This is a genomic window from Pseudomonas fluorescens (assembly GCF_900636825.1).
In the GTDB taxonomy this organism is placed as follows: domain Bacteria; phylum Pseudomonadota; class Gammaproteobacteria; order Pseudomonadales; family Pseudomonadaceae; genus Aquipseudomonas; species Aquipseudomonas fluorescens_BG.
Window position 1 is genome coordinate 1204233 of sequence record NZ_LR134318.1, and the last position, 24753, is coordinate 1228985.

The 24753-nt window shown below is 58.2% G+C and carries 23 protein-coding genes; 13 read left to right on the plus strand and 10 right to left on the minus strand.

Annotated features, from left to right (window positions below):
- Nucleotides 1-62 precede the first annotated feature (62 nt).
- The 6 genes from dsbC to EL257_RS05465 all read left to right on the plus strand — a co-directional run bounded on the left by dsbC (nt 63) and on the right by EL257_RS05465 (nt 6206).
- On the plus strand, nt 63-794 hold the full coding sequence (gene dsbC, locus EL257_RS05440; protein WP_126360504.1) for a bifunctional protein-disulfide isomerase/oxidoreductase DsbC: 732 nt from the start codon (nt 63-65) through the stop codon (nt 792-794).
- 131 nt (nt 795-925) lie between these two features.
- The gene (locus EL257_RS05445) at nt 926-2230 is read left to right on the plus strand and encodes a homoserine dehydrogenase (protein ID WP_126360506.1); all 1305 of its coding nucleotides are present in this window, start codon (nt 926-928) and stop codon (nt 2228-2230) included.
- A 104-nt stretch (nt 2231-2334) separates the two neighbouring features.
- Nucleotides 2335-3744 carry a threonine synthase gene (gene thrC / locus EL257_RS05450; protein ID WP_126360508.1) on the plus strand — a complete coding sequence of 470 codons (1410 nt, stop codon included), beginning with the start codon at nt 2335-2337 and terminating at the stop codon, nt 3742-3744.
- 180 nt (nt 3745-3924) lie between these two features.
- Complete coding sequence (locus EL257_RS05455; protein WP_232013096.1) at nt 3925-5238, plus strand: transporter substrate-binding domain-containing protein; 1314 nt, start codon at nt 3925-3927, stop codon at nt 5236-5238.
- 115 nt (nt 5239-5353) lie between these two features.
- The gene (locus EL257_RS05460; protein ID WP_126360512.1) at nt 5354-5761 is read left to right on the plus strand and encodes a response regulator; all 408 of its coding nucleotides are present in this window, start codon (nt 5354-5356) and stop codon (nt 5759-5761) included.
- Nucleotides 5762-5924: 163 nt separating this feature from the next.
- Nucleotides 5925-6206, plus strand: a complete 282-nt coding sequence (locus EL257_RS05465) for a DUF3509 domain-containing protein (protein WP_126360514.1) — start codon at nt 5925-5927, stop codon at nt 6204-6206.
- 175 nt (nt 6207-6381) lie between these two features.
- Here the strand turns inward: EL257_RS05465 and EL257_RS05470 are convergent, their stop codons facing one another.
- Nucleotides 6382-7335, minus strand: a complete 954-nt coding sequence (locus tag EL257_RS05470; RefSeq protein ID WP_126360516.1) for a TIGR02285 family protein — start codon at nt 7333-7335, stop codon at nt 6382-6384.
- Entirely contained in the window at nt 7289-8488 is a 1200-nt protein-coding gene (locus EL257_RS05475) for a CaiB/BaiF CoA transferase family protein (protein ID WP_126360518.1), read from the minus strand. Before EL257_RS05475 ends, EL257_RS05470 begins: the two co-directional genes overlap by 47 nt.
- A 146-nt stretch (nt 8489-8634) precedes the next feature.
- Here EL257_RS05475 and EL257_RS05480 point away from each other — a divergent pair, with 146 nt between their 5' ends.
- The 3 genes from EL257_RS05480 (at nt 8635) to EL257_RS05490 (ending at nt 12331) form a co-directional block, all read left to right on the plus strand.
- Nucleotides 8635-9177, plus strand: a complete 543-nt coding sequence (locus tag EL257_RS05480) for a YaeQ family protein (protein WP_007908961.1) — start codon at nt 8635-8637, stop codon at nt 9175-9177.
- Between the two features lie 54 nt (nt 9178-9231).
- Nucleotides 9232-10941, plus strand: coding sequence for a single-stranded-DNA-specific exonuclease RecJ (gene recJ, locus EL257_RS05485; RefSeq protein ID WP_126360520.1), 1710 nt, complete (start codon nt 9232-9234; stop codon nt 10939-10941).
- Nucleotides 10942-11224: 283 nt separating this feature from the next.
- Nucleotides 11225-12331 (plus strand): NADH:flavin oxidoreductase/NADH oxidase, encoded by a 1107-nt coding sequence (locus tag EL257_RS05490; RefSeq protein ID WP_126360523.1) that lies wholly within the window; start codon nt 11225-11227, stop codon nt 12329-12331.
- A gap of 178 nt (nt 12332-12509) precedes the next feature.
- Here EL257_RS05490 and EL257_RS05495 read toward each other — a convergent pair whose 3' ends face one another.
- Nucleotides 12510-14138, minus strand: coding sequence for a glucan biosynthesis protein D (locus tag EL257_RS05495; RefSeq protein ID WP_126360524.1), 1629 nt, complete (start codon nt 14136-14138; stop codon nt 12510-12512).
- Between the two features lie 401 nt (nt 14139-14539).
- On the opposite strand from EL257_RS05495, the gene EL257_RS05500 reads away from it, so the two are divergent.
- Nucleotides 14540-14725, plus strand: coding sequence for a hypothetical protein (locus EL257_RS05500; protein ID WP_053117475.1), 186 nt, complete (start codon nt 14540-14542; stop codon nt 14723-14725).
- A 169-nt stretch (nt 14726-14894) separates the two neighbouring features.
- On the opposite strand, the gene EL257_RS05505 is transcribed toward EL257_RS05500, so the two are convergent.
- From EL257_RS05505 to ydcS, 5 genes are all read right to left on the minus strand, one after another.
- Nucleotides 14895-16319: a gamma-aminobutyraldehyde dehydrogenase gene (locus tag EL257_RS05505; RefSeq protein WP_126360526.1), complete on the minus strand. Its 1425-nt coding sequence runs from the start codon at nt 16317-16319 to the stop codon at nt 14895-14897.
- Nucleotides 16320-16475: 156 nt separating this feature from the next.
- Complete coding sequence (locus EL257_RS05510; protein WP_126360529.1) at nt 16476-17285, minus strand: ABC transporter permease; 810 nt, start codon at nt 17283-17285, stop codon at nt 16476-16478.
- The gene (locus tag EL257_RS05515; RefSeq protein WP_419866612.1) at nt 17275-18195 is read right to left on the minus strand and encodes an ABC transporter permease; all 921 of its coding nucleotides are present in this window, start codon (nt 18193-18195) and stop codon (nt 17275-17277) included. The genes EL257_RS05510 and EL257_RS05515 overlap by 11 nt, the downstream gene beginning before the upstream one ends.
- Nucleotides 18196-18211: 16 nt before the next feature.
- Nucleotides 18212-19249 (minus strand): ABC transporter ATP-binding protein, encoded by a 1038-nt coding sequence (locus tag EL257_RS05520; protein WP_126360533.1) that lies wholly within the window; start codon nt 19247-19249, stop codon nt 18212-18214.
- Between the two features lie 148 nt (nt 19250-19397).
- Nucleotides 19398-20549: a putative ABC transporter substrate-binding protein YdcS gene (gene ydcS, locus EL257_RS05525; RefSeq protein ID WP_126360535.1), complete on the minus strand. Its 1152-nt coding sequence runs from the start codon at nt 20547-20549 to the stop codon at nt 19398-19400.
- Nucleotides 20550-20843: 294 nt separating this feature from the next.
- On the opposite strand from ydcS, the gene EL257_RS05530 reads away from it, so the two are divergent.
- On the plus strand, nt 20844-21566 hold the full coding sequence (locus EL257_RS05530) for a tellurite resistance TerB family protein (protein WP_126360537.1): 723 nt from the start codon (nt 20844-20846) through the stop codon (nt 21564-21566).
- A 202-nt stretch (nt 21567-21768) separates the two neighbouring features.
- Complete coding sequence (locus EL257_RS05535) at nt 21769-22761, plus strand: formylglycine-generating enzyme family protein (RefSeq protein WP_232013066.1); 993 nt, start codon at nt 21769-21771, stop codon at nt 22759-22761.
- 47 nt (nt 22762-22808) lie between these two features.
- Here EL257_RS05535 and EL257_RS05540 read toward each other — a convergent pair whose 3' ends face one another.
- Complete coding sequence (locus EL257_RS05540; RefSeq protein WP_126360539.1) at nt 22809-23030, minus strand: hypothetical protein; 222 nt, start codon at nt 23028-23030, stop codon at nt 22809-22811.
- Between the two features lie 26 nt (nt 23031-23056).
- Nucleotides 23057-23425, minus strand: coding sequence for a hypothetical protein (locus EL257_RS05545; protein WP_126360541.1), 369 nt, complete (start codon nt 23423-23425; stop codon nt 23057-23059).
- 328 nt (nt 23426-23753) lie between these two features.
- On the opposite strand from EL257_RS05545, the gene EL257_RS05550 reads away from it, so the two are divergent.
- Entirely contained in the window at nt 23754-24749 is a 996-nt protein-coding gene (locus EL257_RS05550; RefSeq protein ID WP_232013067.1) for a formylglycine-generating enzyme family protein, read from the plus strand.
- Nucleotides 24750-24753 lie beyond the last annotated feature (4 nt).

Genomic DNA, 24753 nt, shown 5'->3' on the forward strand with positions numbered 1-24753 from the left:
ATGACCCGGTGTTCAGGCACGGGCGTTCTGATCGTTCCATTTGTCCGCCCTCAGGAGTTCTCATGCGTCTGACCCAGATTTTTGCCGCCGCAGCCATTGCGTTGGTCAGCACCTTTGCCGTCGCCGATGACGCGGCCGACAAAGCCATCCGTAAAAGCCTGGAAAACCTCGAACTCGAAGTTCCGGTAGAAAGCATCTCCGCCAGCCCGTTGCCGGGCATGTACGAAGTCAAGCTCAAGGGCAGCCGTGTGCTCTATGCCAGCGCCGATGGCCAGTACATTGTGCAGGGCAACCTGTACCAGCTCGAGAACGGCAAGCCGGTCAACCTGACCGAAAAAACCGAGCGCCTGGGCGTTTCCAAACTGATCAACGCCATTCCGGTCGCCGAAACCGTGGTTTACCCGGCCGTGGGCGAAACCAAATCGCACATCACCGTGTTCACCGACACCACTTGCCCGTATTGCCACAAACTGCACGAGGAAGTGCCAGAGCTGAACAAGCGCGGCATCGAAGTGCGTTACGTGGCATTCCCGCGCCAGGGTCTGAACTCGCCGGGTGACGAGCAACTGCAAGCCGTGTGGTGCTCGAAAGACAAAAAAGCTGCCATGGACAAAATGGTCGATGGCAAGGAAATCAAGGCCGCCAAGTGCGATAACCCGGTCTCCAAACAATTCGCCCTCGGTCAGTCGATCGGCGTGAACGGCACACCGGCCATCGTTTTGGCTGACGGACAAGTCATTCCGGGCTACCAGCCTGCGCCACAAGTCGCCAAACTGGCGCTGGGCGCCAAGTAATTCGCATCGTCACGGACAGCCGTTGACGATCATGGTCCGGCAGCAACAACGCCGGGCCATCAATAGAGAGCCGCGAGCACGCGGTTGTTTTCCGGCCGACCCTGCGTCGGCCGTTTTATGGGGAGTTCACAGTGAATCCGGTCAAAGTAGGCATCTGTGGGTTAGGGACCGTCGGTGGCGGTACCTTCAACGTACTTCAGCGCAACGCCGAGGAAATTGCTCGTCGTGCCGGGCGTGGGATTGAAGTGGCACAAATTGCCATGCGCACGCCAAAGCCTCAGTTCCAGACGACCGGTATTGCGATTACCAACGATGTCTTCGACGTGGCCACGAACCCTGAGATCGACATCGTCATAGAGCTGATGGGCGGCTACACCGTTGCCCGCGAGCTGGTACTCAAGGCCATCGAGAATGGCAAGCATGTGGTCACCGCGAACAAGGCGCTGATAGCCGTTCACGGTAATGAAATTTTCGCCAAGGCACGCGAGAAAGGCGTGATCGTCGCATTCGAAGCGGCAGTGGCCGGTGGCATTCCGGTGATCAAGGCGATCCGCGAAGGCCTGTCTGCCAACCGCATCAACTGGGTCGCCGGGATCATCAACGGCACCGGTAACTTCATCCTCACCGAAATGCGCGAGAAGGGCCGTACGTTCGAAGACGTACTCGCCGAAGCGCAGGCGCTGGGTTATGCCGAAGCCGATCCGACTTTCGACGTGGAAGGTATTGATGCGGCGCACAAGCTGACGATCCTCGCGTCCATCGCCTTCGGCATTCCGCTGCAATTCGACAAGGCCTACACCGAAGGCATCACCAAGCTGACCACCGCTGACGTGAATTACGCCGAAGCGCTGGGCTATCGCATCAAGCATTTGGGCGTGGCGCGCAGCACTGACGCCGGCATCGAATTGCGCGTGCACCCGACGCTGATCCCGGCCGATCGCCTGATCGCCAACGTCAACGGCGTGATGAACGCGGTGATGGTCAACGGTGACGCGGCCGGTTCGACGCTGTTCTACGGCGCGGGCGCCGGCATGGAGCCAACCGCTTCGTCGGTGATCGCCGATCTGGTCGACGTGGTTCGCGCCATGACTTCCGACCCGGAAAACCGCGTGCCGCATTTGGCGTTCCAGCCGGATTCGCTGTCGGCGCATCCGATCCTGCCGATCGAAGCCTGCGAAAGCGCTTACTACCTGCGCATTCAGGCCAAGGATCATCCGGGCGTACTGGCGCAAGTGGCGAGCATTCTTTCGGAGCGCGGCATCAACATCGAGTCGATCATGCAGAAGGAAGTCGAAGAGCATGACGGCCTGGTGCCGATGATCCTGCTGACCCACCGCGTTGTCGAGCAGCGCATCAACGATGCGATCGCCGCACTTGAAGCGCTCGCAGGCGTTGACGGCCCGGTCGTACGGATCCGCGTCGAACATTTGAATTAACAGCAGCGGCAAGCTGCAAGCTACAAGCGGCAAGACAAAGCAGATCGGCTTTTACTTGCTGCTTGTAGCTCGCAGCTTGCAGCTCAAACCAAAGGTTTGCTCTTATGCGCTATATCAGTACCCGCGGCCAGGCACCGGCCCTGAATTTCGAAGAGGTTTTGCTGGCCGGTCTAGCCACCGACGGCGGTCTGTACGTGCCGGAAAATCTGCCACGCTTCACTCAGGAAGAAATCGCTTCCTGGGCCGGCCTGCCGTATCACGAACTGGCCTTCCGCGTGATGCGCCCGTTCGTCACCGGCAGCATTCCCGATGCCGATTTCAAAAAGATTCTTGAAGAAACCTACGGTGTGTTCGCCCACAGCGCCGTTGCGCCGTTGCGTCAGCTGAACGGCAATGAATGGGTGATGGAGCTGTTCCACGGCCCGACCCTGGCGTTCAAGGACTTCGCTCTGCAACTGCTCGGTCGTTTGCTCGACTACGTGCTGGAAAAGCGCGGCGAGCGCGTGGTGATCGTCGGTGCCACCTCCGGTGACACCGGTTCGGCCGCCATCGAAGGCTGCAAGCACTGCGAAAACGTCGACATCTTCATCCTGCACCCGCACAACCGTGTGTCCGAAGTGCAGCGCCGCCAGATGACCACGATTTTCGGCGACAACATCCACAACATCGCCATCGAAGGCAACTTCGACGACTGCCAGGAAATGGTCAAAAACAGCTTCGCCGACCAGAGCTTCCTCAAAGGCACGCGTCTGGTCGCGGTGAACTCGATCAACTGGGCGCGGATCATGGCCCAGATCGTTTACTACTTCCATGCGGCCCTGCAGTTGGGTGGCCCGGCACGCTCGGTGGCGTTCTCGGTGCCGACCGGCAACTTTGGCGACATCTTCGCCGGTTACCTGGCGCGCAACATGGGCCTGCCGATCAACCAGTTAATCGTCGCCACCAACCGCAACGACATCCTGCACCGCTTCATGAGCGGCAACCAGTACGTCAAGGAAACCCTGCACGCGACGCTGTCGCCGTCGATGGACATCATGGTTTCGTCGAACTTCGAACGCCTGCTGTTCGACCTGCACGGTCGCAACGGTGCGGCGATTGCCGGTCTGATGGACTCGTTCAAGCAGGGCGGCGGTTTCAGCGTCGAGCAGGAGCGCTGGACCGAAGCGCGCAAACTGTTCGATTCGTTGGCCGTGGACGACGAGCAAACGTGCGAAACCATTGCCGAAGTTTACGAGCAGACCGGTGAAGTGCTGGATCCGCACACCGCCATCGGTGTGAAGGCCGCGCGTGAATGCCGCCGCAGCCTGGACACCCCGATGGTGATCCTCGGAACTGCCCACCCGGTGAAATTCCCTGACGCAGTGGAGAAAGCCGGTGTAGGAAAAGCGCTCGAGCTACCTGCACATCTTTCTGATTTGTTTGAGCGAAACGAGCGCTGCACCGTTCTGCCAAACGAGCTGAAAGCCGTGCAAGCCTTTGTCAGCCAGCATGGCAACCGCGGCAAGCCGCTGTAAACCGCTAAAACCTGTCACATTTTGAAGCCCGTCTCCTGACGGGCTTTTTTGTTTCTGCTGCCACACTGCTCGGGTTTTCACCCACGAAGGACGGGTGAGTCGATCACGAAGGAAGTGGCAATGGGGTTGCAGAGCAGATTGAGACCAGTCTTGAACTGGGTATTTTTTTTGGCCTGGCTGATGGCCGGAGCCAGCAGTAGCGCCGCGCAATTGGCGTTGCATGATGCAAACGGGTTGTCGCATATCGCACCGATCGATCTCGATCCCGCAGAGCGCCAATGGATCCGCGACAACCCGCGGGTGATTGTCGCCTCGGTGCAATACCCGTTGTACCTGTTCCAGGACGAGCATGGCCGCTGGAGCGGACTGAACAACGATGTTCTGCAACGGATCAGCGCCATGACCGGTCTGCGCTTCGAGCATGAAGAGTCATTCTCCACCGATCAGATGCTCGAACGCCTGGAGAGCGGTACAGCGGATATGAGCACCACGCTGGCAATGACCGAAACCCGCAAGGCATTCCTTGAATTCAGTCATGCCTTCGGCGGCGCAGGCTGGGTGTTTGTCAGTCGCGCCGGAGCGCCGCGGGTGAGTTCGCTGGAGCAGTTGGCGAAACGCGTACTGGTATTGCCTGCCAGGCATGCGCTGGAGGAAGTCATTCGTCGCGAGCATCCGTCAATCGAGCTGCGGCTGGTGAAAACCTATGCGGAGGCGCGGGCGCTCGTGGAAAGTGGTGAGGCCTACGCCACCATCGAAAATGAAATCGGCGCGCAGCTGCATCCGTCGGGGCTGCTCACGGTTGGCGGGGTACTCGAAGGTAAATGGGAAGCCGATCACTTGGCGGTGCGCAAGGGCCAGCCCGAGCTGTTGAGTGTCATCAACAAAGCGCTGAGTGCGTTTTCTGCCGCGGATCTGCGCGCCATTCGCCTGAAGTGGCTGGGTGGAATCGCACCGGCAGCGGAGGCTTCGCTTTGGCAGCGAATCGTCGAGCCCGGATGCTGGACGATGGGCGTCATCGGTTTCTTCGGGCTGTTGTCACTGGTCTGGAATCGCCGCTTGAGCGTGTTGATGAAACAGCGCGGTGAAGCCGAGCGATCGTTGAATGATCAGTTGGCCTTCCAGCATGCGTTGATCGATGCGATGCCTGATCCGATTTTTGTGCGTGACCTCGAAGGGCGGTTGGTGATGTGCAACCGCAGCTACGAAGAGCTGCTTTCGGTGCGCCAGGACCAAGTCCAGGGACGTTTGCTTTTCGAAATCGACGCATTGCCCGAAGCCACGGCAATGATGCTGCATGACGAGTTCATGGCGCAGTTGCAGACGCGCAAGACACGCTTCAGCCATCGTCAGTTGTTATTCAAGAACGGCCCTCGGGACATCTATCAATGGACTGTGCCGTTCTACAGCGCCGACGGTAAATTGCGCGGCTTGCTCGGCGGCTGGACAGACATCACCCAGCGTCGCGTGGAGAGCGGGTGTCGGTGTCTGCATTGAAGTTGGGAAATGTCCTATCTGACGTGACGCCTTTTCCGATGTGAGGCGCAGGACGGGTGTCCTAGAGTGGACGGCCCCTGCGGTGACAAACCGCGAATGTCGTCAGAGGTCGCCCATGCGTTCGCTAAAAGTCCTGATCCTTGAACATAACCCGTTTCAGTTGATGGCTTTGCATCAGATGCTCAATGCCATCGGCATCTACGATGTATTGACGGCACCCACGCTCGCTTCGGCGCGACGTTCCCTGCAACGTCGCGGCGCCGTCGACATTGCGATCTGCGATCCGCAATTGAAACGAGGTGAAGGTGTGGCGCTGATCCGGCATCTGGCCCAGCGCCAACAGGCGCATGCCCTGATTCTGCTGGGGTGCACCGCGCCGAGCTTGCTCAAGGGGCTCGATTGCATGGTGCTCGAACACGAAATCAAACTGTTGGGGCGCTTGCATTCGCCGGTGTCTGCCGTGCTGATGCGGGGTCTGGTGGACGAGTATTTGCTGTCCGGTCGACGGGTGGCCAGTCTCTGACGGGAGCCGTTATGTTTCTGTCATCTTCACTCGGCATGCTCTGAACGACCGGTGACGCTCAAGGAAGACGCCCGGGACACAGAACTTTCTTCTCGGGCCGGCGGTCATTTATTGTGAACACGCCCCAGGCACACAGTTTTCGGACTATTGAGTGGAGATCGAGATGGAAAGTATCAGTCTATTGCTCGGTGAGGCTCTGAGCCCGTATCAGGTAACGTTGACCCCGCGCGGCAGCCATGGCGAATGCCTGGTGACGTTGAAAAACAGCAGCGGCGCGATCGTGGTGGAACGTGAATTCAATCAGGCTCAATTGAGCGACAAACGCTTGCTGACCGATGTGGTCGACGGCTTGCACCGGGATATCCTGATCGCCGAAGGGCGGCTGGAACCCTGCGTCATTGCGGCGTTGCGCAACGCGGCTCTGGATAAACGTCCGGCGTTGTAAAGATGAAATATTTTTTGTGGGAACCTTCCTGCATCCGTGTCAGTCAGACCCCATAACAGCAGGATCAAGCATTGTGCTCCGGTGCTTGTCGCTTGCTGCTACGGGTCGTTATTCGACCCCGTTTAACCCCGAGTCGTCTCCCCACTTCTCGGGGTTTCTTTTGTCCGGCGTTTGCCTATTGCGCCGGCTGATGTTCGAAAAACAGGCGACTCTGCTGCATATAATCTTCGCGGCGGTCGTTATCCAGCCACGCGGCGTAACGCTGACTCAGCGGTTCATGGGGCAGGGTGCGCAGCAATTGGTTGATCTCGCCGATGGCTTGGCGTCCCTGAGTCGTGTCGGAACAGGCGACATGACTCGAGATATATTTTCCGGTGCCCTGAATCGGATAGAACTCCAGTTCATCCTCGTCGATTTGCGCCTGCTTCGCCTGATAGCGGATTTCCGGCCAATAGCCCAACACCACTTGCAAGCGTCCGAGGCGTTGCATCGACAGCAGATTGGCCAGCGCATCATTGCCGTAATGGGCGGTCAGGGACTCGCCCGGCGCGTGGTGCAAAAGTGCATCGATGACTTCTCCATAGCTGCGTTCTGCCACGATGCCGACTTTGCGCTCAGTGCCAGCGAGCAGCGCGGCCAAATCGACTTCGCCATTCACCAGATACGGGAGGAGCACCGAGCGATCTTGCTGGCGCACCACCAGGCCATTGCTCACTGCGCGAAGCGCCGGTATCGAATACGTAACCGATTGCGCGCGTTGCTTGCTCCATAGCAAGGCGGGATCGCAGGCAAAGGGATTTTCCTGAAGCATTTGCAAGCCGCGAGCGCGGTTGACCCGCATCAGCGTGTGTTCGTACTGCGGCATGCCTGCGATCAGCAATGGCAACAACTGGTCGATCACGCCCTGACCCTTTCTCGGCCCTTCGAAAATCGTCATGGGTGGCAAGTCGCGCAGCAGCCAGATCAACGTTGGTTTCGCCTGCGCTGCGCTCGATACCGCGAGCAGAATCAGCAAGCCGAACAGCCGCCGCGCCCACTCATGGGAGGCGCGGTAGGCGGGCAATGCTGGTCGGCGGTTCAGCTTAGATGGCTCCGTCTTCGCGCAGTCGGGCGATCTGTGTTTCGTCATAACCCAGATCATGAAGTACCTGCGCGTTGTGTTCACCGAGTTGCGGGCCGACCCATTCGGAGGATCCCGGCGTCTCAGAGAGTTTCGGGACAATGCCCGGCATCTTGAAATCCTTGCCGTCGGGCAGCTTGGCATGCAGGAACATTTCCCGGGCGAGGTATTGCGGATCGTTGAACATGTCTTCGGCGCTGAAGATCCGGCTCACCGGCACATCGGCCTGATTGAGCAGATCGAGCACAGTTTGCAACGGCAAGGAATTGACCCAGCGATCAATCACCCCGTACAGCTCGTCACGGCGGCTGTCGCGCCCGTCATTGCTGGCCAGCGTCGGATCGTTGGCCAGATCGTCGCGACCGATGACCTGCATGAAGCGCTTGAAGATCGCATCGCCATTCGCGCCGATCTGTACGTGCTTGCCGTCGGCGCTGGTGTGAATGGAGGAGGGCGTGATGCCGGGCATGATGTTGCCGGAGCGCTCGCGGATGAAACCGAACACATCGAATTCCGGCACCATGCTTTCCATCATCGCAAAGATCGCTTCGTACAACGCCACGTCGACCACTTGCCCGAGTCCGCCATTGACCTCGCGATGACGCAGTGCCATCAGCGCGCCAATCACGCCCCACAGCGCGGCAATCGAATCGCCGATGGAAATCCCGGTGCGCACCGGCGGCCGATCTTCGAAACCGGTGATGTAACGCAGGCCGCCCATGGATTCGCCGACGGCGCCGAAGCCAGGCTGATCTTTCATCGGCCCGGTCTGGCCAAACCCCGACAGCCGCACCATCACCAGTTTCGGGTTCAAGGCGTGCAGGATTTCCCAGCTCAAGCCGAGCTTTTCGAGGACGCCGGGGCGGAAGTTCTCGATGAGAATGTCGGCTTCACCGAGCAGTTGTTTCAGGATCGCCAAACCCTCGGGATGTTTGAGGTTGAGCGTCAGTGACTTTTTGTTGCGCGCTTGAACGAACCACCACAGCGATGTGCCTTCGTACAATTTGCGCCACTTGCGCAGTGGATCACCGCCGTCCGGCGATTCGATCTTGATCACTTCGGCGCCGAACTCGCCGCAAATGCGCGAGGCAAACGGTCCGGCAATCAACGTACCCAATTCAATGACTTTCAGACCCGAGAGCGGTTTGTTGGCGAACGGCATACTGAATCCTGTAGGACGAGGCTGTGCGGAGACAGCGTTTTAACATAGCCGACTGTCAGACGCCGCAGGTTGATCGCCATCAATTCGATGATTGCCTACCGCATCGGTTAGACTTGCCGACTTTCCTCGTATCAAGAAGCCCGTTCATGGCCCAGCCGTCCACTACCTACAAGTTTGAACTGAACCTCACCGACCTCGACCGCAGCGTCTACGAGAGCGTCAAGCAGACCATCGCCCGTCATCCTTCGGAAACCGAAGAACGCATGACCGTGCGCCTGCTGGCCTACGCGCTCTGGTACAACGAGCAGCTGTCGTTTGGCCGTGGTCTGTCAGACGTGGACGAACCTGCGCTGTGGGAAAAAAGCCTGGACGACCGGGTTCTCCACTGGATCGAAGTCGGCCAGCCAGACGCCGACCGCCTGACCTGGTGTTCGCGCCGTACCGAGCGCACCAGTCTGTTGGCTTACGGCAGCCTGCGCGTTTGGGAAACCAAAGTGATCCCGGCGATCAAGAACCTGAAGAACGTCAACATCGCTGCGGTTCCGCAGGAAGTGCTGGAGACCCTGGCCAAGGACATGCCCCGCGTTATCAAGTGGGACGTGATGATCAGCGAAGGGACGATCTTCGTCACCGACGACCGCGGTCAGCACGAAGTCCAATTGCAGTGGTTGCAGGGCGAGCGCGGCTGATCCCACGCCTTTAACCGATCAATCCCACGTATCAAAGAGAATTTTCGTCACCCCATGCGTATCGAACCTCGCGAACTGCCTGCCACGCTGCCCTTTCTTGGTGATCTACCGCCGCTATTGACCCGCCTTTATGCGGCGCGGGGCGTGCAGTCCGAGGCGGAGCTGGACAAGAGCCTGGCGCGGTTGATTCCGTTCCAGCAACTCAAGGGCATTGACGCCGCAGTGGACTTGCTGGTGACCGCATTGGAGCAGCGCCAGCGGATCCTGATCGTCGGTGACTTCGATGCGGACGGCGCTACGGCCAGCACCGTTGGCATGCTCGGGTTGCGCTTGCTGGGTGCGGCCCATGTCGATTATCTGGTGCCCAACCGCTTTGAATATGGCTATGGGCTGACCCCGGAAATCGTCGAAGTCGCTATGACCCGTGAGCCGCATTTGCTGGTGACCGTGGACAACGGTATCTCCAGCGTCGAAGGCGTGGCCGCTGCCAAACGTCACGGCCTGAAAGTGCTGATCACCGACCACCACTTGCCCGGCGATGAACTGCCGCAGGCCGATGCGCTGGTCAATCCGAACCAGCCGGGCTGTACATTTCCAAGCAAGGCGTTGGCCGGGGTCGGGGTGATTTTCTATGTATTGATGGCACTGCGTGCACGCCTGCGCAGCCTCGGCTGGTACGAGAGCAAGCCGCAGCCGAACATTGGCGAGCTGCTCGATCTGGTGGCGCTGGGCAGCGTGGCGGACGTGGTGCCGCTGGATGCCAACAACCGCATCCTCGTGCATCAGGGCCTTGAACGCATTCGCGCCGGTCGCGCACGGCCAGGGATCAAAGCGATCCTGGAAGTGGCCAAACGTGACGCCGCACGCATCACCTCCACCGATCTGGGCTTTATCGTCGGCCCGCGCCTGAATGCCGCCGGGCGTCTGGACGATATGAGCCTGGGCATCGAATGCCTGCTCACCGCCGACGCCACCAAGGCTCGGGAAATGGCCGCGCAACTGGATGGCATGAACCAGGATCGCAAATCCATCGAGCAAGGCATGCAGCGTGAAGCGCTGGCGCAGCTCAAGGATCTACCGGTGGAGTCGATGCCGTTCGGCCTGTGCTTGTTCGATCCCGAGTGGCACCAGGGCGTGATCGGCATCCTCGCGTCGCGGATGAAAGAGCGTTATTTCCGGCCGACCATTGCCTTTGCCGATGCCGGCGATGGTTTGCTCAAGGGTTCTGGTCGCTCGGTACAGGGCTTCCACATTCGGGACGCCCTGAGCGTGGTGGCAGCGCAGCATCCGAACCTGATCGCCAAGTACGGTGGCCACGCGATGGCGGCTGGTTTGACGCTGCCGCAAGAGAATTTTGCGGTTTTCGCCGAGGCCTTTGACGCCGAAGTGCGCAGGCAGCTTCGCGAAGAAGACCTGACCGGGCGGATGTTGTCGGACGGCACGTTGGCCGTTGAAGAATTCCACCTCGAACTGGCCCGCGCCCTGCGCCATGCCGGCCCTTGGGGTCAGCATTTTCCTGAGCCGTTGTTTCACGGCGTGTTTCAGCTGGTTGAGCAGCGCGTGGTCGGTGAACGGCATCTGAAAGTCGTGCTGAAAAGCGAGTGCGGCTCGGTGAAGCTCGATGGCATCGCGTTTGGTATCGACCGCGATGTCTGGCCAAACCCGACGATTCAATGGGTCGAACTGGCGTACAAGCTCGACGTTAATGAGTTTCGGGGTAATGAGACTGTTCAGTTGATGATTGCTCATATCGAACCACGCTGAAGATCAAAAGATCGTCCGATCGCGGCCCGAACCTGCGGCAGCTCCTACACAGAATGCGGTTTCCTGTAGGAGCTGCCGGAGGTTCGGGCCGCGATCGGACGATCTTTTCTTGAATTTCTCGCGATCCCCCGTTGTCGACTAGGCTCTAAGCACTGCTTGATTGGCCTTGTGACGTCTTGTCGAATTTCTTTGCCCGTGGGGGCGGGAGTTGCATCTTTTTCTGTCACTCGTCGACTTTTCAAACAGAACCCTGGAGCCTGACCACTGATTCGAGAGGTGCCCCATGAGTCTGCTGCTTGAACCCTTCACCCTGCGCCAACTGACCCTGCCCAACCGCATCGCGGTCTCACCGATGTGCCAATACTCCAGCGTCGACGGCCTGGCCAACGATTGGCACCTTGTCCATCTCGGCAGCCGCGCTGTGGGCGGCGCCGGCCTGATCTTCACGGAAGCCACGGCGGTCACGGCGGACGGGCGGATCACCGCTGAAGACCTTGGCCTGTGGAACGACGAACAGATCGAACCGCTGCAACGGATTACCCGCTTCATCACCGCTCAAGGTGCCCTGGCCGGTATTCAACTGGCCCACGCCGGACGCAAGGCCAGCACCCATCGGCCGTGGATCGGCCAGCACGGCAGCGTCAAACCGGAGGACGGCGGCTGGACCCCGGTCGGACCGTCACCGATTGCGTTCGACCCGCAACACACTCAACCGAAAATGCTCGATGAAACGCAGATCGCCGAAGTCATCCAGGCGTTTGTCGACGCGGCCCAACGGGCGCTGAAAGCCGGGTTCAGTGTGGTCGAGGTGCATGCCGCTCATGGTTATCTGCTGCATCAGTTTCTCTCGCCGCTGAGCAATCAGCGCCGGGATCAATACGGCGGCTCGTTCGAAAACCGCATCCGTCTGGTGCTGCAAGTGACTGAAGCGGTGAGGGCGGTGTGGCCGGAGGAATTACCGGTGTTCGTTCGGGTGTCGGCCACCGACTGGGTAGAGGACGGCTGGAATCCCGATGAAACCGTCGAACTGGCGCGGCGCCTGCACACGCTCGGCGCGGATCTCATCGATGTGTCTTCGGGCGGCACGGCGGCCAACGCGGAAATTCCGGTGGGGCCGGGTTATCAGACGCGCTTCGCCGAACGCGTGCGCAAAGAGTCAGGCATCGCCACCGGCACGGTCGGCATGATCACCGAGCCGGCGCAGGCTGAGCATATTTTGCGCACCTGCCAGGCCGACATCATTTTCCTCGCGCGCGAACTGCTGCGTGATCCGTATTGGCCATTGCACGCCGATGATGACCTTGGCGGACGCAAAGCGGTGTGGCCGGCGCAGTATCAACGCGCGACCCATCGGGATCAGCCAATTCATGAATCTGATTTGCGCGATTGAGTGAACCGCGTTCGCCGGCCAGCAAAAAAAAACCGCCGTAGATTCGGCGGTTTTTGATCTGCCCCTGTACGAGCTGCCGCAGGCTGCGATCTTTTGATCTTGCTCTTAAAAGACAACATCACAACATTGCAGCCTGCAGCCTGCAGCCTGCAGCTTTTGCGTTGGCGCTAGAAATTCATCAAGGGTATTTGCGCTTGTCCGGCGCCGGAGGGAAGTACTGGTACAACCAGGTCTCGCTCAAGGTGCGGTCATTGGTTCGAATGAACAGGCGCAGCTCCACCGGCTCTACGCTGTCGTTGGTCGGGTACCAGTCGAACAGGATTCGGTAACCCTTGATGTCATCCAGCACCAGCACGCTGAAATCCTGCACCTTGCCGTTCGAGCAAGTGACCACCGGTTCAATACCGGTGCCCTGCGGCAAGCGCTCCAGGCCACCACCGGTAAAGTCCACCGCGAAACGGCGCGCCCACACCGGTGGGGAGTGCTCGCCCGGTGCCCAGCCTTCAACGAAACCGCCCATGCCGGAACGGGTCGCTTGTACCCGCGCCAGCGGCGTACTGACCGGTGGCAGTGCGCTCCAGTAAAGCTTGTAGCCGTAATTCAGCGAATCCCCGGCCGCCACCGGTTTCTTCGGTGTCCAGAACGCCACGATGTTATCGAGGGTTTCGCCGGTCGTAGGAATTTCCAGCAGATCAATAGAGCCTTCGCCCCACTCGGTTGTAGGTTCTACCCACAGGCTCGGACGTTTGCTGTACCAGTCGACAGTGTCCTGATAATTGGCGAACTCGTGGTCGGTCTGCACCAGCCCGAAACCTTTCGGGTTGGTATCGGCAAACGCGTTGAATTGCAGAGTGGCCGGGTTGTTCAGCGGGCGGCAGATCCATTCGCCGTTGCCGCGCCACATCGCCAGGCGATCCGAGTCGTGGATTTGCGGGTGAATGGTGTCGCACATGCGCCGTTCGTGATTGCCGCAGCTGAACATGCTGGTCATCGGCGAGATGCCCAGTTGTTCGATGGCGGTGCGCGCATTGATGTGCGCATCGATTTCCATGACCACCCGTTCGGCCTGGCAATCGATATCGAAGCGGTAGGCGCCGGTCGCGCTCGGCGAATCGAGCAGGGCATAGACCACAAAACGCGTGGCGTTCTTGTCCGGGGTTTCGAACCAGAATTTGGTGAAGTCGGGAAACTCTTCGCGTTTCTTCGCGTAAGTGTCGATCGCCAGGCCGCGTGCGGAGAGGCCATATTGGCCAGTCGCATCCACTGCGCGGAAGTAGCTGGCACCGAGAAACGACACCACGTCATGCCGATCCAGTTCCGGAGCCTTGAACAGTTTGAAACCGGCGAAACCCAGATCGCCCTTGAGCTGCTGGGTGTCGACCGAGGTGTTTTCGTAGTTGAACAGCGCCGGGCGGAAGTGCACTTCGCGCGCGGTGCGGGTTTTCGGATCGACGCTGTACATGCGCACCGGCTGGCGGAAACCCATGCCGACGTGGAAAAACTGCACGTCGAGCTGGCCCTTGTTTTCCTTCCACAACGAATGCTCGCCGTCATAGCGGATGGCGTTGAAGTTTTGCGGAGTCATCGTCGCCAGCGTCGGCGGCAGCACCTGTTTAGTGTCCTGATAGGCACTGCCGGCCAACTGCTTGGCCTGGCGCTTGAGCGCTTCGAAATCGAAAGGCAGCGCCTCGCCGTCGGCAGCGCCGCCATTGGCCGCCCACGCACGGGTAGCCAGTAGGCCAGTGGCCGAGAGACCGGTGTAAGCCGCAATGGCCATGGACGCTTTGAGCAAATTCCTGCGGTGCATAAATACAACCTGTCGTGTGCAATCCCGCGCCGTTCCTGGCACGTGCTGGATCGAAAATTACGGTTCGGTCATGCCTTCGGCCAAACGCAACGGACTATAAACAGATGCCGGCTAGCTTAAACGGTTCGCTCACGTTGGAAAATTCGTTGATTCATCGCGCCAGAGTGTCAATGAAACAAGACATGTCGGTTAAAAATCTTACGGGACTTTCTGATTTAGACGGCATATCTGCTTTTTTCGACTAATTACTCTAAAAAACCCTTTTCAGCGCCGATTTAATTTCTATTCTATGGGCATGACCGGTGCGACCCATCTGACCGGTAGGGCACACGGCGCTGCTGTAAGGGGCAGGGCGATGTGGTTCAGGCAATTCTTTGAAGTACTAGAGAAGGACATCGTCCATGGCAAAAATACAAGGCATCACCGACATGTTGGGCATCTTCCCGTGCCTGGGCAGCGGCCGCAGAAGACGTCGGTTGAACTCGGAGGAGTTGAAGCTGGTGGAACGTTATCGGGAGCTTTCGGAAAGCGACCGGATTGCGATGAGGTATCTGGTGGATGCGATGCGGAGTGTTTCGCGGTTTTGACGCCGAGGCAGGCGTTTGCGCCGCGCGATATCGATCCATTTGAAAACCAAACCCGTGGCGAGTGAGCAAACCCTCTCGCCACGGGTTTTTTGTTCTCTGCATTGCAGCGGCAAATCATCCCTTGGATCAATCCAGGCAAGCTGTGGGAGCCAGCCATGCTGGCGATGCTTTAGTGCTTGAACATCACATGCCGCACCGTTGTGTAGTCCTCCAGCCCATACATCGACATATCCTTGCCGTAACCGGACAGTTTCTGACCACCATGGGGCATTTCGCTGACGAGCATGAAGTGCGTGTTCACCCAGGTGCAGCCGTATTGCAAGCGTGCCGACATGCGATGGGCGCGTCCGACGTCCGCTGTCCACACCGAGGAGGCGAGGCCGTAGTCGGAATCGTTGGCCCACTCCAGCGCCTGAGCTTCATCGGTGAACTTGGTTACCGACACCACTGGCCCAAACACTTCACGGCGGACGATTTCGTCATCCTGCTGGGCATCAGCCAGCACGGTCGGCTCGAAGAAGAAACCATTGCCTTCGACAGCCTTGCCGCCAGTGATCAAACGGATGTGCGGTTGCGCCACGGCGCGCTCGACGAACCCGGCTACGCGGTCGCGATGTTGCGCGGTGATCAGCGGTCCCAGCTCGGTCGATGGATCATCCTGCAGACCATGCTTGATGCTGCTCACTGCGGCGCCGAGCTTTTCGACGAAGGTGTCGTAAATGCCTTGCTGCGCATAGATCCGGCACGCGGCGGTGCAATCCTGGCCGGCGTTGTAGAACCCGAAAGTACGAATCCCTTCCACTGCCGCATCGATATCGGCGTCGTCGAAAATGATCACCGGCGCTTTGCCGCCCAACTCCATGTGCATGCGTTTGACGCTGTCAGCCGTGCTGGAAATGATATTGGCGCCAGTAGCGATGGAGCCTGTCAGCGAAACCATGCGCACTTTCGGGTGGGTCACCAACGGACTGCCCACTGTCGGACCGCGACCGAACACCAGGTTGAGCACACCGGCCGGGAAGATTTCCGACGCCAGTTCGGCCAGACGCAACGCGGTCAGCGGGGTTTGTTCCGACGGCTTGAGCACCACGGTATTACCGGCGGCCAACGCCGGAGCGATTTTCCAGGCGACCATCATCAGCGGGTAATTCCACGGCGCAATCGAGGCGATCACGCCCACCGGATCGCGGCGGATCATCGAGGTGTGGCCGGGCAGGTATTCGCCCGCTGCCGAGCCGCTCATGCAACGACTGGCGCCGGCGAAGAAACGGAACACGTCGGCAATCGCCGGAATCTCGTCGTTGAGAGCGGCGCTGTAGGGTTTGCCGCAGTTGTCGGATTCCAGTCTGGCCAGTTCTTCGCCGTGGGCTTCAATCGCGTCGGCGAGTTTGAGCAGCAGCAGAGCGCGGTCTTTCGGCGCCGTTTGCGACCATTCGGCGAACGCACTGTCGGCGGCACGCACGGCGGCATCGACCTGAGCTTCGCTGGCTTCGTTGATTTCCACCAGCATTTCCCCACGCGCAGGGTTGAGCACCGGCTGCGTCGGACCTTCGCCGTTGACCAGTTGGCCATTGATCAAGAGTTTGGTTTGCATGATTTGCCCCTGAAAATCAATTTTATCGGTAGAAACCGGATCCAGTGTAGGAGCTGCCGAAGGCTGCGATCTTTTGATCTTGATCTACAAAGCCAGATCAAAAGATCGCAGCCTGCGGCAGCTCCTACAGGGGGTTCGGTTTGTTTAGTTATCCGGTTATTTGCCGCCACTGCCGGCAACGCTTTCGCCACCCCGCGTCAGGTAATACGCGCCCAGAATCGGCAGCATGGTTACCATCATCACCAGCATCGCGACGACGTTGGTCACCGGCACATCCCGTGGCCGGCTCAACTGATTGAGCAGCCACAGCGGCAACGTGCGCTCATGCCCGGCGGTAAACGTGGTGACGATGATTTCGTCGAACGACAGCGCAAACGCAAGCATGCCGCCCGCCAGCAACGCCGAGCCGAGATTCGGCAAGATGATGTAGCGAAAGGTCTGCCAGCCGTCCGCACCCAGATCCATCGATGCCTCGATCAGACTGTGGGATGTGCGCCGCAGGCGCGCGATAACATTGTTGTAGACGATCACCACGCAGAAGGTCGCGTGGCCGACGATGATGGTGAACATTCCGGGCTCGATTCCCAGTGTCTTGAACGTTGCCAGCAAGGCGATTCCGGTGATGATCCCCGGCAGTGCAATCGGCAGGATCAGCATCAGCGAAATGCCCTGTTTGCCAAAAAAGTCCCGGCGGTACAACGCCGCCGAAGCCAACGTGCCGAGGACCATGGCAATCAGCGTGGCGATGGCCGCGATCTGCAGCGACAGCTTGATCGCTTCCAAAACATCTGGCCTTGAAAACGCGACGCTGAACCAGTGCAGCGTAAAGCCCTTTGGCGGGAAGCTGAACGCGGCTTCTTCGGTATTGAAGGCGTAGAGGAAAATGATCAGGATCGGGAAATGCAGAAACACCAATCCGCACCATGCTGCGATTTTCAAGCCGATTGAAGCCCTTTCAGAGCGCATCGAAGGCTCCCAGTCGTTTGACGATGGACAGGTAAACCGCAATCAGCACGATTGGCACCAACGTGAACGCCGCCGCCATCGGCATATTGCCGATCGCACCTTGCTGCGCGTAGACCATGCTGCCGACGAAATAGCCCGGCGGGCCGACCAGTTGCGGCACGATGAAGTCGCCCAGGGTCAGCGAAAAAGTGAAAATCGATCCTGCTGCAATGCCGGGAATCGACAGCGGCAAAATTACCTGCATGAAGGTCTGACGCGGCTTGGCGCCAAGGTCGGCAGACGCCTGCAACAGCGACGGCGGCAATCGTTCCAGTGATGCCTGAATCGGCAGGATCATGAACGGCAGCCAGATGTAGACGAACACCATGAACCGTCCCAGGTGCGAGGTCGACAAGGTGCTGCCGCCGACACCGGGAATCCCCAGAACAAACTGCAACAGCGGCTCCAGCCCCAGATGCTGCACGAACCACTGGGCCACACCGCCCTTGGCCAGCAGCAGCGTCCACGCGTAGGCCTTTACGATGTAGCTGGCCCACATCGGCATCATCACCGCGATGTAGAAAAACGCCTTGGTCTTGCCGCTGGTGTAGCGCGCCATGTAGTAGGCAATCGGAAACGCGACGATGGCGCTGGCGATCGACACGACGATGGCCATGCTCAGCGTGCGCAGGATTATGTCGAAGTTGGACGGCTGGAACAGCGCTGCAAAATTCGCCAGGGTCAGGTCGGGAGTGACTGCCATGGTGAAGTCGTCGAAGGTGTAGAAACCCTGCCACAGCAGCACCAGCAGCGAGCCGAGATAGATTGCGCCAAACCACAGCAGCGGCGGCACCAGCAGCATCGACAAATACAGGTTCGGCTTGCGATAGAGCAGGTTGGAAAAACGGCGCAATGGTGGCGACGAAGGCATCGCGAGCGTGCTCATGTCAGACCCCGTTCGCCACGGTGTCGTGAAGCCGGATCATCGCCTCTCGCGCCCAACGCGCACTCAGACGCTGGCCGGTCTGGTGCTGAGCGCTGCTGTCGATCCACTGGCTGTTGGCGTGGCTGATGTTCAACGTCTGGCCGTTTTCCAGCTTCAGCTCATAGCGCGTCGCGCTGCCCTGATACTGGATGTCGTGAAGCATGCCGCTGACTTCGATTTCGTCACTGGCAAGTGGGCCTTCGGCGAAACGCACGTGTTCCGGACGGATCGAAAACGGCTGCGGATGACCGCTGAGTTCGCGGGCCAGCTCGCCGCGAATCACGTTCGAAGTGCCGACGAATTCAGCGACGAAAGTGGTGGTCGGTTTCATGTACAGATTGCGCGGCGTGTCGACTTGTTCGATGCGGCCCTGATTAAACACGGCGACGCGATCGGACATCGACAGCGCTTCGGTCTGATCGTGGGTGACGAAAATAAACGTGATGCCGAGCTGACGCTGCAGCTTCTTCAGCTCGCTCTGCATTTGCTCGCGCAGTTTCAGGTCGAGTGCGCCGAGCGGCTCGTCGAGCAACAGCACGCGCGGCCGATTGACCAAGGCGCGGGCGAGGGCGACACGCTGACGCTGGCCGCCGGACAACTGCACCGGTTTGCGTGCGCTGTAACCACCGAGCGCGACCATGTCCAAGGCTTCTTCGGCGCGTTGATGGCGCTCGGTTTTGCCCACACCTTTGACCTTCAAGCCATAGGCGACGTTGTCGAGCACGTTCATGTGCGGGAACAGGGCGTAATCCTGAAACACCGTGTTGACGTCCCGTTGATACGGCGGCAACCCGACCGCTTCGGCGCCATGAATGCGAATCGAGCCGGCGCTCGGTTGTTCAAACCCGGCGATCAAGCGCAGGCAAGTGGTTTTGCCCGAACCCGAAGGGCCGAGCATGGAAAAGAACTCGCCGTCCTCGATATCGATGGAAACCCGGTCCACGGCCTTCACCTCGCCAAACTGCCGGGAAACGTTGGTGAACTGGACTGCAAGTGGCATGGTGTGTTGCTCCGGTAAATCAGGGTGGCGCCGAAAAGATCGCAGCCTGCGGCAGTTCCTACAGGCTTTGTGGAAGGCACGGGATTTTCGGCGCTCACCTTCGCTGTAGGAGCTGCCGCAGGCTGCGATCTTTTGAACTTGAAAAGGCCTAGCGTCCGCCCATGATCGCGATGTAATCCTGGGTCCAGCGGCTGTACGGCACGAACTTGCCGCCCTCAGCCTGCGGGGTCTTCCAGAAGGCGATCTTGTCGAACTGATCGAAACCATTGGTCTTGCAACCTTCTGCCCCCAGCAGTTCGCTCTCCTTGCACGCCGCTGGTACTGCCGGCAATGACCCAAACCACGCCGCCACGTCACCCTGGACTTTCGGTTTCAGCGACCAGTCCATCCACTTGTACGCACAGTTCGGATGCTTGGCCTCGGCGTGGAGCATGGTCGTGTCGGCCCAACCGGTGGCGCCTTCTTTCGGAATCGTCGAGGCGATCGGTTGCTTCTCGTTCATCAGACCATTGACCTGATACGGCCATGCGCTCGATGCGACCACACCTTCGTTTTTGAAGTCACTCATCTGCACCGTGGTGTCGTGCCAGTAGCGGTGGATCAGCGGCTGCTGCGCGCGCAACAGATCAAGCACGGCTTTGTATTGTTCTTCGGTGAGTTGATACGGGTCTTTGATGGCCAATTCCGGTTTGGTCGACTTCAGGTACAACGCCGCATCGGCGATGTAGATAGGGCCGTCGTACGCCTGCACACGGCCCTTGTTCGATTTGCCGTCGGGCAGATCCTGTGCGGCGAACACCACGCTCCAACTGGTCGGCGCAGTCTTGAACACGTTGCTGTTGTACATCAGCACGTTCGGCCCCCACTGGTATGGCGTGCCGTAAGTCTGATTGTTGACGACGTACCACGGCGCATCTTTCAGGCGCGGGTCGAGGGTGCTCCAGTTGGGGATCAACGCGGTGTTGATCGGTTGCACACGCTTACCGACGATCAACCGCAGCGACGCATCGCCCGACGCGGTGACCAGGTCGTAACCGCCCTTGGCCATCAGGCTGACCATTTCGTCCGAGGTCGCGGCGGTCTTCACGTTGACCTTGCAGCCGGTATCCTTTTCGAAACCGCTGACCCAATCGTAGGCTTTATCGCTCTCGCCACGTTCGATGTAGCCCGGCCATGCGACGATATCCAGCTGACCTTCGCCGGCGCCAACAGCCTTCAGCGGCTCGGCGGCCTGCAAACTGGCGCTGGTCAGCAAGGCGGTGGTAATTGCACTGAGCAGTGCGGTCTTGTGCACGAACATGGTGATCCCTCTTTTTCATATTATGGTCGGGGCAGTTGTGAACGCGGTGCAGCATGCCGTTGACGGCTTTTTATTAGCGTAGTCAGTGGCCGAGGCGGGGCGGGGCGAAACCCGATCATGGCGGCGGACATTTTTTCGCTCGGCTGAAGTGTAGATCGGTTTTTCCGAGGTCAGCTGCGCACTTCAATGCCGAACGTGAGCAACATCTCGAAGCACACTCGCGGGGCGGGTTGGGGCACTTTCGAACTAGGCTGAGGGCCTTAAATCCGGATAACCCTTGTTTGGAGACGGAACATGAATACCCGTGGATTGCTCGATCAACTGCTCAAGTCCGGGCAGCAAATGCTGCAGAACAAGACTGGCGGCGCTTCCAACAAGTCGGCTGCCAGCGGATTAGGCGGTTTGCTCGGTGGCGCTTCAGGCTCCAGCGGTCTGGGCGGACTGCTCTCCGGCGCGGGTGGCGGCGCATTGGCCGCAGGCGCGATGGGTCTGCTGCTCGGCAATAAAAAGGTCCGCAAGGTCGGCGGCAAAGTCGCCATCTACGGCGGCCTCGCCGCTCTCGGCGTGCTGGCCTACAAGGCCTATGGCAACTACAACGCCCAGAAAGGCAGCGCACCACAACGCGAACCACAAACTCTCGACCGCCTGCCACCGGCGCAAGTCGAGGAGCATAGCCAGGCAATCCTCAAAGCCCTCGTCGCCGCCGCCAAAGCCGACGGCCACATCGATGAGCGCGAGCGCGAACTGATCGAAGGCGAATTCACCAAACTCGACAACGACCAGGAACTGCAACACTGGCTCCACGCCGAACTCAACAAACCCCTCGACCCCACCGACGTTGCCCGCGCGGCGAGTACGCCGGAGATGGCGGCAGAGATGTACATCGCCAGTGTGATGCTGGTGGATGAGGAGAATTTTATGGAGAAGAGTTATCTGGATGAACTGGCACGGCAGTTGAAGCTGGAGCCGGGGTTGAAAGTGGAGTTGGAGAAGCAGGTGAGGTTGGCGGCGGGTTGACGTGGGGGTTTTGGGAAATCGCAGCGTTGAGTTGCGATTTTTCCCGAGTCTTTCGGGTGTTCGGTCAGGGCGAGGAATACCTATTGACCAAAAGGGTCATGGGCGAATGTGGTCAGACGGGGGGATGACGGATTGGGAATTTGTAGTCTTGGCACGCGATGGTATGTTTGGCCTTTGACGAACCTTTATAAGGATATTGCGCGTGTTACGTCAGTTTGTGCTTGGCCTTCCTGCCTTGATGCTCTTGGTCGGCTGTGATGCTGAATCGGGTCCGCTGCCGGCTAGCAAAAACTTGTCGCCTGAAAGGGTGGCCTCCATCGCAGCGACCGTAAAAACGAAATACCCTGATCTTTCTGACGAGCTTCGTGACAAGGTTCTCAATACCGTAGTTCAGTCGATTGACAACATGGTCTTCGTCGAAGGTGGCCAGTTTGATATGGGCGACTTCGGCTGGATTTGTGAATACGATGAAAAAGATGTTTGTGCCTGGCCTTGTGGGCAGGAACCGGAGCAGCTTTGTAATATCAGTCGTGACGGTAATGATGATTTTGTCCATCCTGTAACGTTGACCAGTTACTATCTTTCGAAGTATCAGACAGTCGTGGCGGATTTTGATCTTTTTTTTGTGGCCAATGGAAAGCCTCTTTATGACAAAGATGATCGAAAGCGCGAAGATTTGAAAAATCTTTATTTGCCAAGTCTTCCTGCTCCAACTCAAAGCTGGCAGGAGGCAAAAGATTACTGTAAGTGGATTGGATCTTTGAGTGGGTACGAAGTTGACCTGCCGACGGAGGCTCAGTGGGAATTTGCGGCTCGCAATCGTGGGCAACACATCCTTTTTCCTACTGATACTGGAAGTCTTGACTACGGTAAGAATTTTCCTTTTGAAAACGAGCAGGAAATTTTTCCGGTGAACCGTTTTGCGCCTAACCCCCTGGGTTTGTATGGTATGGCTGGTAATTCAACCGACTGGGTGAATGATTGGTACGCTGAAGATTATTATAAAGTCTCTCCACAAGAAGATCCTCAGGGCCCCGAATTTGGGGAAAGAAAGATCAGAAGAGGATCTACAACCCTGGATGCACCACTGTCAGCAGCACCACTTGTGCGGCGGTGGCCACAAGATTTAGTACAAAAATATCACTCCAGCGATACTAGCTTTAGATGTGCAATCCAGTCCAGCAAGCCGCTTTGATAACTGTAGCTAGGCGTCTGAGACGTCTTAAGCTCTAGGCTATTCTTTCAAATAGCCCGCTTCTCTGGGCCGCTAGCAGTGTTTTTTCTTTTCTCCATGCATGCCCTGGCTGCCAAGCAATCATTAGTGTCACCGATCTTCTCGACGTCGACTGCTGTACCAAAACCGCCTCCTGCGCCAGTACCAAATACCAAGCTGGCTTTACAATTGATCGCTAAACGATCCGCGTTGATCTCAATCCCAAAATCAAAACTCGCGCCAATACCCAACGCCGCATTTCCTTCGGCCTTGATCTCTACCAGGCTCGACCAGTCCGTATTACCACTATCGTTCGCCTGTCCTGCGACGATCTGCCGACCCCTTGCTTGGTCGAATCAAGCCATTTCAATGTTCCGGTAATCGTGCCTCCGCCTTGTACGCCGGCAAAGGCGTTGCCTTTCAGCCCCAGGCTGCCGCCGCGTTTTTTGTCGACGGCCATGTCGGGCGGGCTTAACAGTGCTGTGGCACCAGATGCTTCGACTTCCTTGGGCTTGTATTGGGCCTTGACGCCGGCTTGACCCTGGGCGGTGGCGCCAGCGAAACACGACAGCTCGACTTTGCCGTCGAGACGGAAGATGCCAATGTCGCTGACGACTTCCTTGCCTTCGGCGTTGCGGTAGGGCATGCGCACCACGTAACCGCCCTGGTCGGGGAAGTAGCTCTTCAGTGCAATCGAGCCTTCGGCCAGCGGGATCGCGGCACTGGCTTTGATACCAACTTGGACGTAGCCCTTGCCGGGCTCCCAACTTTTGATCCCGGCGCTGATCGTAGCGGCGAAGCGGAAAGCGTGGGCTTGGGCGGATGCGGCGTCTTTTGCCGAGGCAGCCTCGTTGGAAGTCCAAAAGCATTATTTATCCCGGGTGTCTGGAGCAGGCTGAAGTATTCGTAATTTTGTAGTCTTGGCACGCGATGGTATGTTTGGCCTTTGACGAACCTTTATAAGGATATTGCCCGTGTTACGTCAGTTTGTGCTTGGTCTTCCTGCCTTGATGCTCTTGGTCGGCTGTGATGCTGAATCGGGTCCGCTGCCGGCTAGCAAAAACTTGTCGCCTGAAAGGGTGGCCTCCATCGCAGCGACCGTAAAAACGAAATACCCTGGTCTTTCTGCCGAACTTCGTGACAAGGTTCTCAAAACCGTAGTTCAATCGATTGACAACATGGTCTTCGTCGAAGGTGGCCAGTTTGATATGGGCGACTTTGGCTGGATTTGTGAATACGATGAAAAAGATGTTTGTGCCTGGCCTTGTGGGCAGGAACCGGAGCAGCTTTGTAATATCAGTCGTGACGGTAATGATGATTTTGTACATCCGGTTAAATTGAGTTCGTATTATATTTCTAAGTATCAAACTACAATTGGTGAGTTTGATCTGTTTTTTACTTCCCAAGGCAGAGAACTCTTCGATTCCAATTATCGCGCAAGAGCGGATTTAAAGAGTATGTACGCTCCCAAGCTGCCAGCACCGACAAAGCACTGGCAGGAGGCGAAAGATTTTTGTAAGTGGGTGGGCGATTTGAGCGGCTATCCGGTAGATCTTCCGACTGAAGCCCAGTGGGAGTTCTCTGCACGTAATCGCGGATTCCATATACTTTTTCCAACGAGCAATGGAAGCCTGAATTACGGTATGAACTTTCCCGTTGGAGGGGAAGGGGGAACGTTTGCGGTGGACCGATTTCCACCAAACCCGTTAGGTATCTTTAATTTGTCTGGCAATGCGACTGACTGGGTAAATGATTGGTACGATAAAGATTATTATAGAAAATCTCCCATTGATGATCCGCAAGGGCCTGAATCGGGAACACAGAAAGTGAGACGAGGTTCCAATTATCCGGAGGCGCCTTTGTCAGCGGCACCGATTGTTAGACGCTGGCCTGATAGTCCAGAACAAGATGCCTACTATCCTGGATCTGGTTTCCGTTGTGCGGTCCAAACCGGAAAATCGCTTAGATAATGAT

Coding starts and splice junctions, on each gene's coding strand:
- EL257_RS05465 (WP_126360514.1), top strand. CDS start 5,925: ATGGAAAGTATCAGTCTATTGCTCGGTGAGGCTCTGAGCCCGTATCAG.
- EL257_RS05495 (WP_126360524.1), bottom strand. CDS start 14,138: ATGCACCGCAGGAATTTGCTCAAAGCGTCCATGGCCATTGCGGCTTAC.
- EL257_RS05500 (WP_053117475.1), top strand. CDS start 14,540: ATGGCAAAAATACAAGGCATCACCGACATGTTGGGCATCTTCCCGTGC.
- EL257_RS05455 (WP_232013096.1), top strand. CDS start 3,925: ATGGCCGGAGCCAGCAGTAGCGCCGCGCAATTGGCGTTGCATGATGCA.
- thrC (WP_126360508.1), top strand. CDS start 2,335: ATGCGCTATATCAGTACCCGCGGCCAGGCACCGGCCCTGAATTTCGAA.
- EL257_RS05530 (WP_126360537.1), top strand. CDS start 20,844: ATGAATACCCGTGGATTGCTCGATCAACTGCTCAAGTCCGGGCAGCAA.
- EL257_RS05505 (WP_126360526.1), bottom strand. CDS start 16,319: ATGCAAACCAAACTCTTGATCAATGGCCAACTGGTCAACGGCGAAGGT.
- EL257_RS05475 (WP_126360518.1), bottom strand. CDS start 8,488: ATGCCGTTCGCCAACAAACCGCTCTCGGGTCTGAAAGTCATTGAATTG.
- EL257_RS05490 (WP_126360523.1), top strand. CDS start 11,225: ATGAGTCTGCTGCTTGAACCCTTCACCCTGCGCCAACTGACCCTGCCC.
- EL257_RS05515 (WP_419866612.1), bottom strand. CDS start 18,195: ATGCCTTCGTCGCCACCATTGCGCCGTTTTTCCAACCTGCTCTATCGC.
- EL257_RS05460 (WP_126360512.1), top strand. CDS start 5,354: ATGCGTTCGCTAAAAGTCCTGATCCTTGAACATAACCCGTTTCAGTTG.
- EL257_RS05480 (WP_007908961.1), top strand. CDS start 8,635: ATGGCCCAGCCGTCCACTACCTACAAGTTTGAACTGAACCTCACCGAC.
- EL257_RS05520 (WP_126360533.1), bottom strand. CDS start 19,249: ATGCCACTTGCAGTCCAGTTCACCAACGTTTCCCGGCAGTTTGGCGAG.
- EL257_RS05470 (WP_126360516.1), bottom strand. CDS start 7,335: ATGACGAAACACAGATCGCCCGACTGCGCGAAGACGGAGCCATCTAAG.
- EL257_RS05510 (WP_126360529.1), bottom strand. CDS start 17,285: ATGCGCTCTGAAAGGGCTTCAATCGGCTTGAAAATCGCAGCATGGTGC.
- recJ (WP_126360520.1), top strand. CDS start 9,232: ATGCGTATCGAACCTCGCGAACTGCCTGCCACGCTGCCCTTTCTTGGT.
- EL257_RS05545 (WP_126360541.1), bottom strand. CDS start 23,425: ATGCCCTACCGCAACGCCGAAGGCAAGGAAGTCGTCAGCGACATTGGC.
- dsbC (WP_126360504.1), top strand. CDS start 63: ATGCGTCTGACCCAGATTTTTGCCGCCGCAGCCATTGCGTTGGTCAGC.
- ydcS (WP_126360535.1), bottom strand. CDS start 20,549: ATGTTCGTGCACAAGACCGCACTGCTCAGTGCAATTACCACCGCCTTG.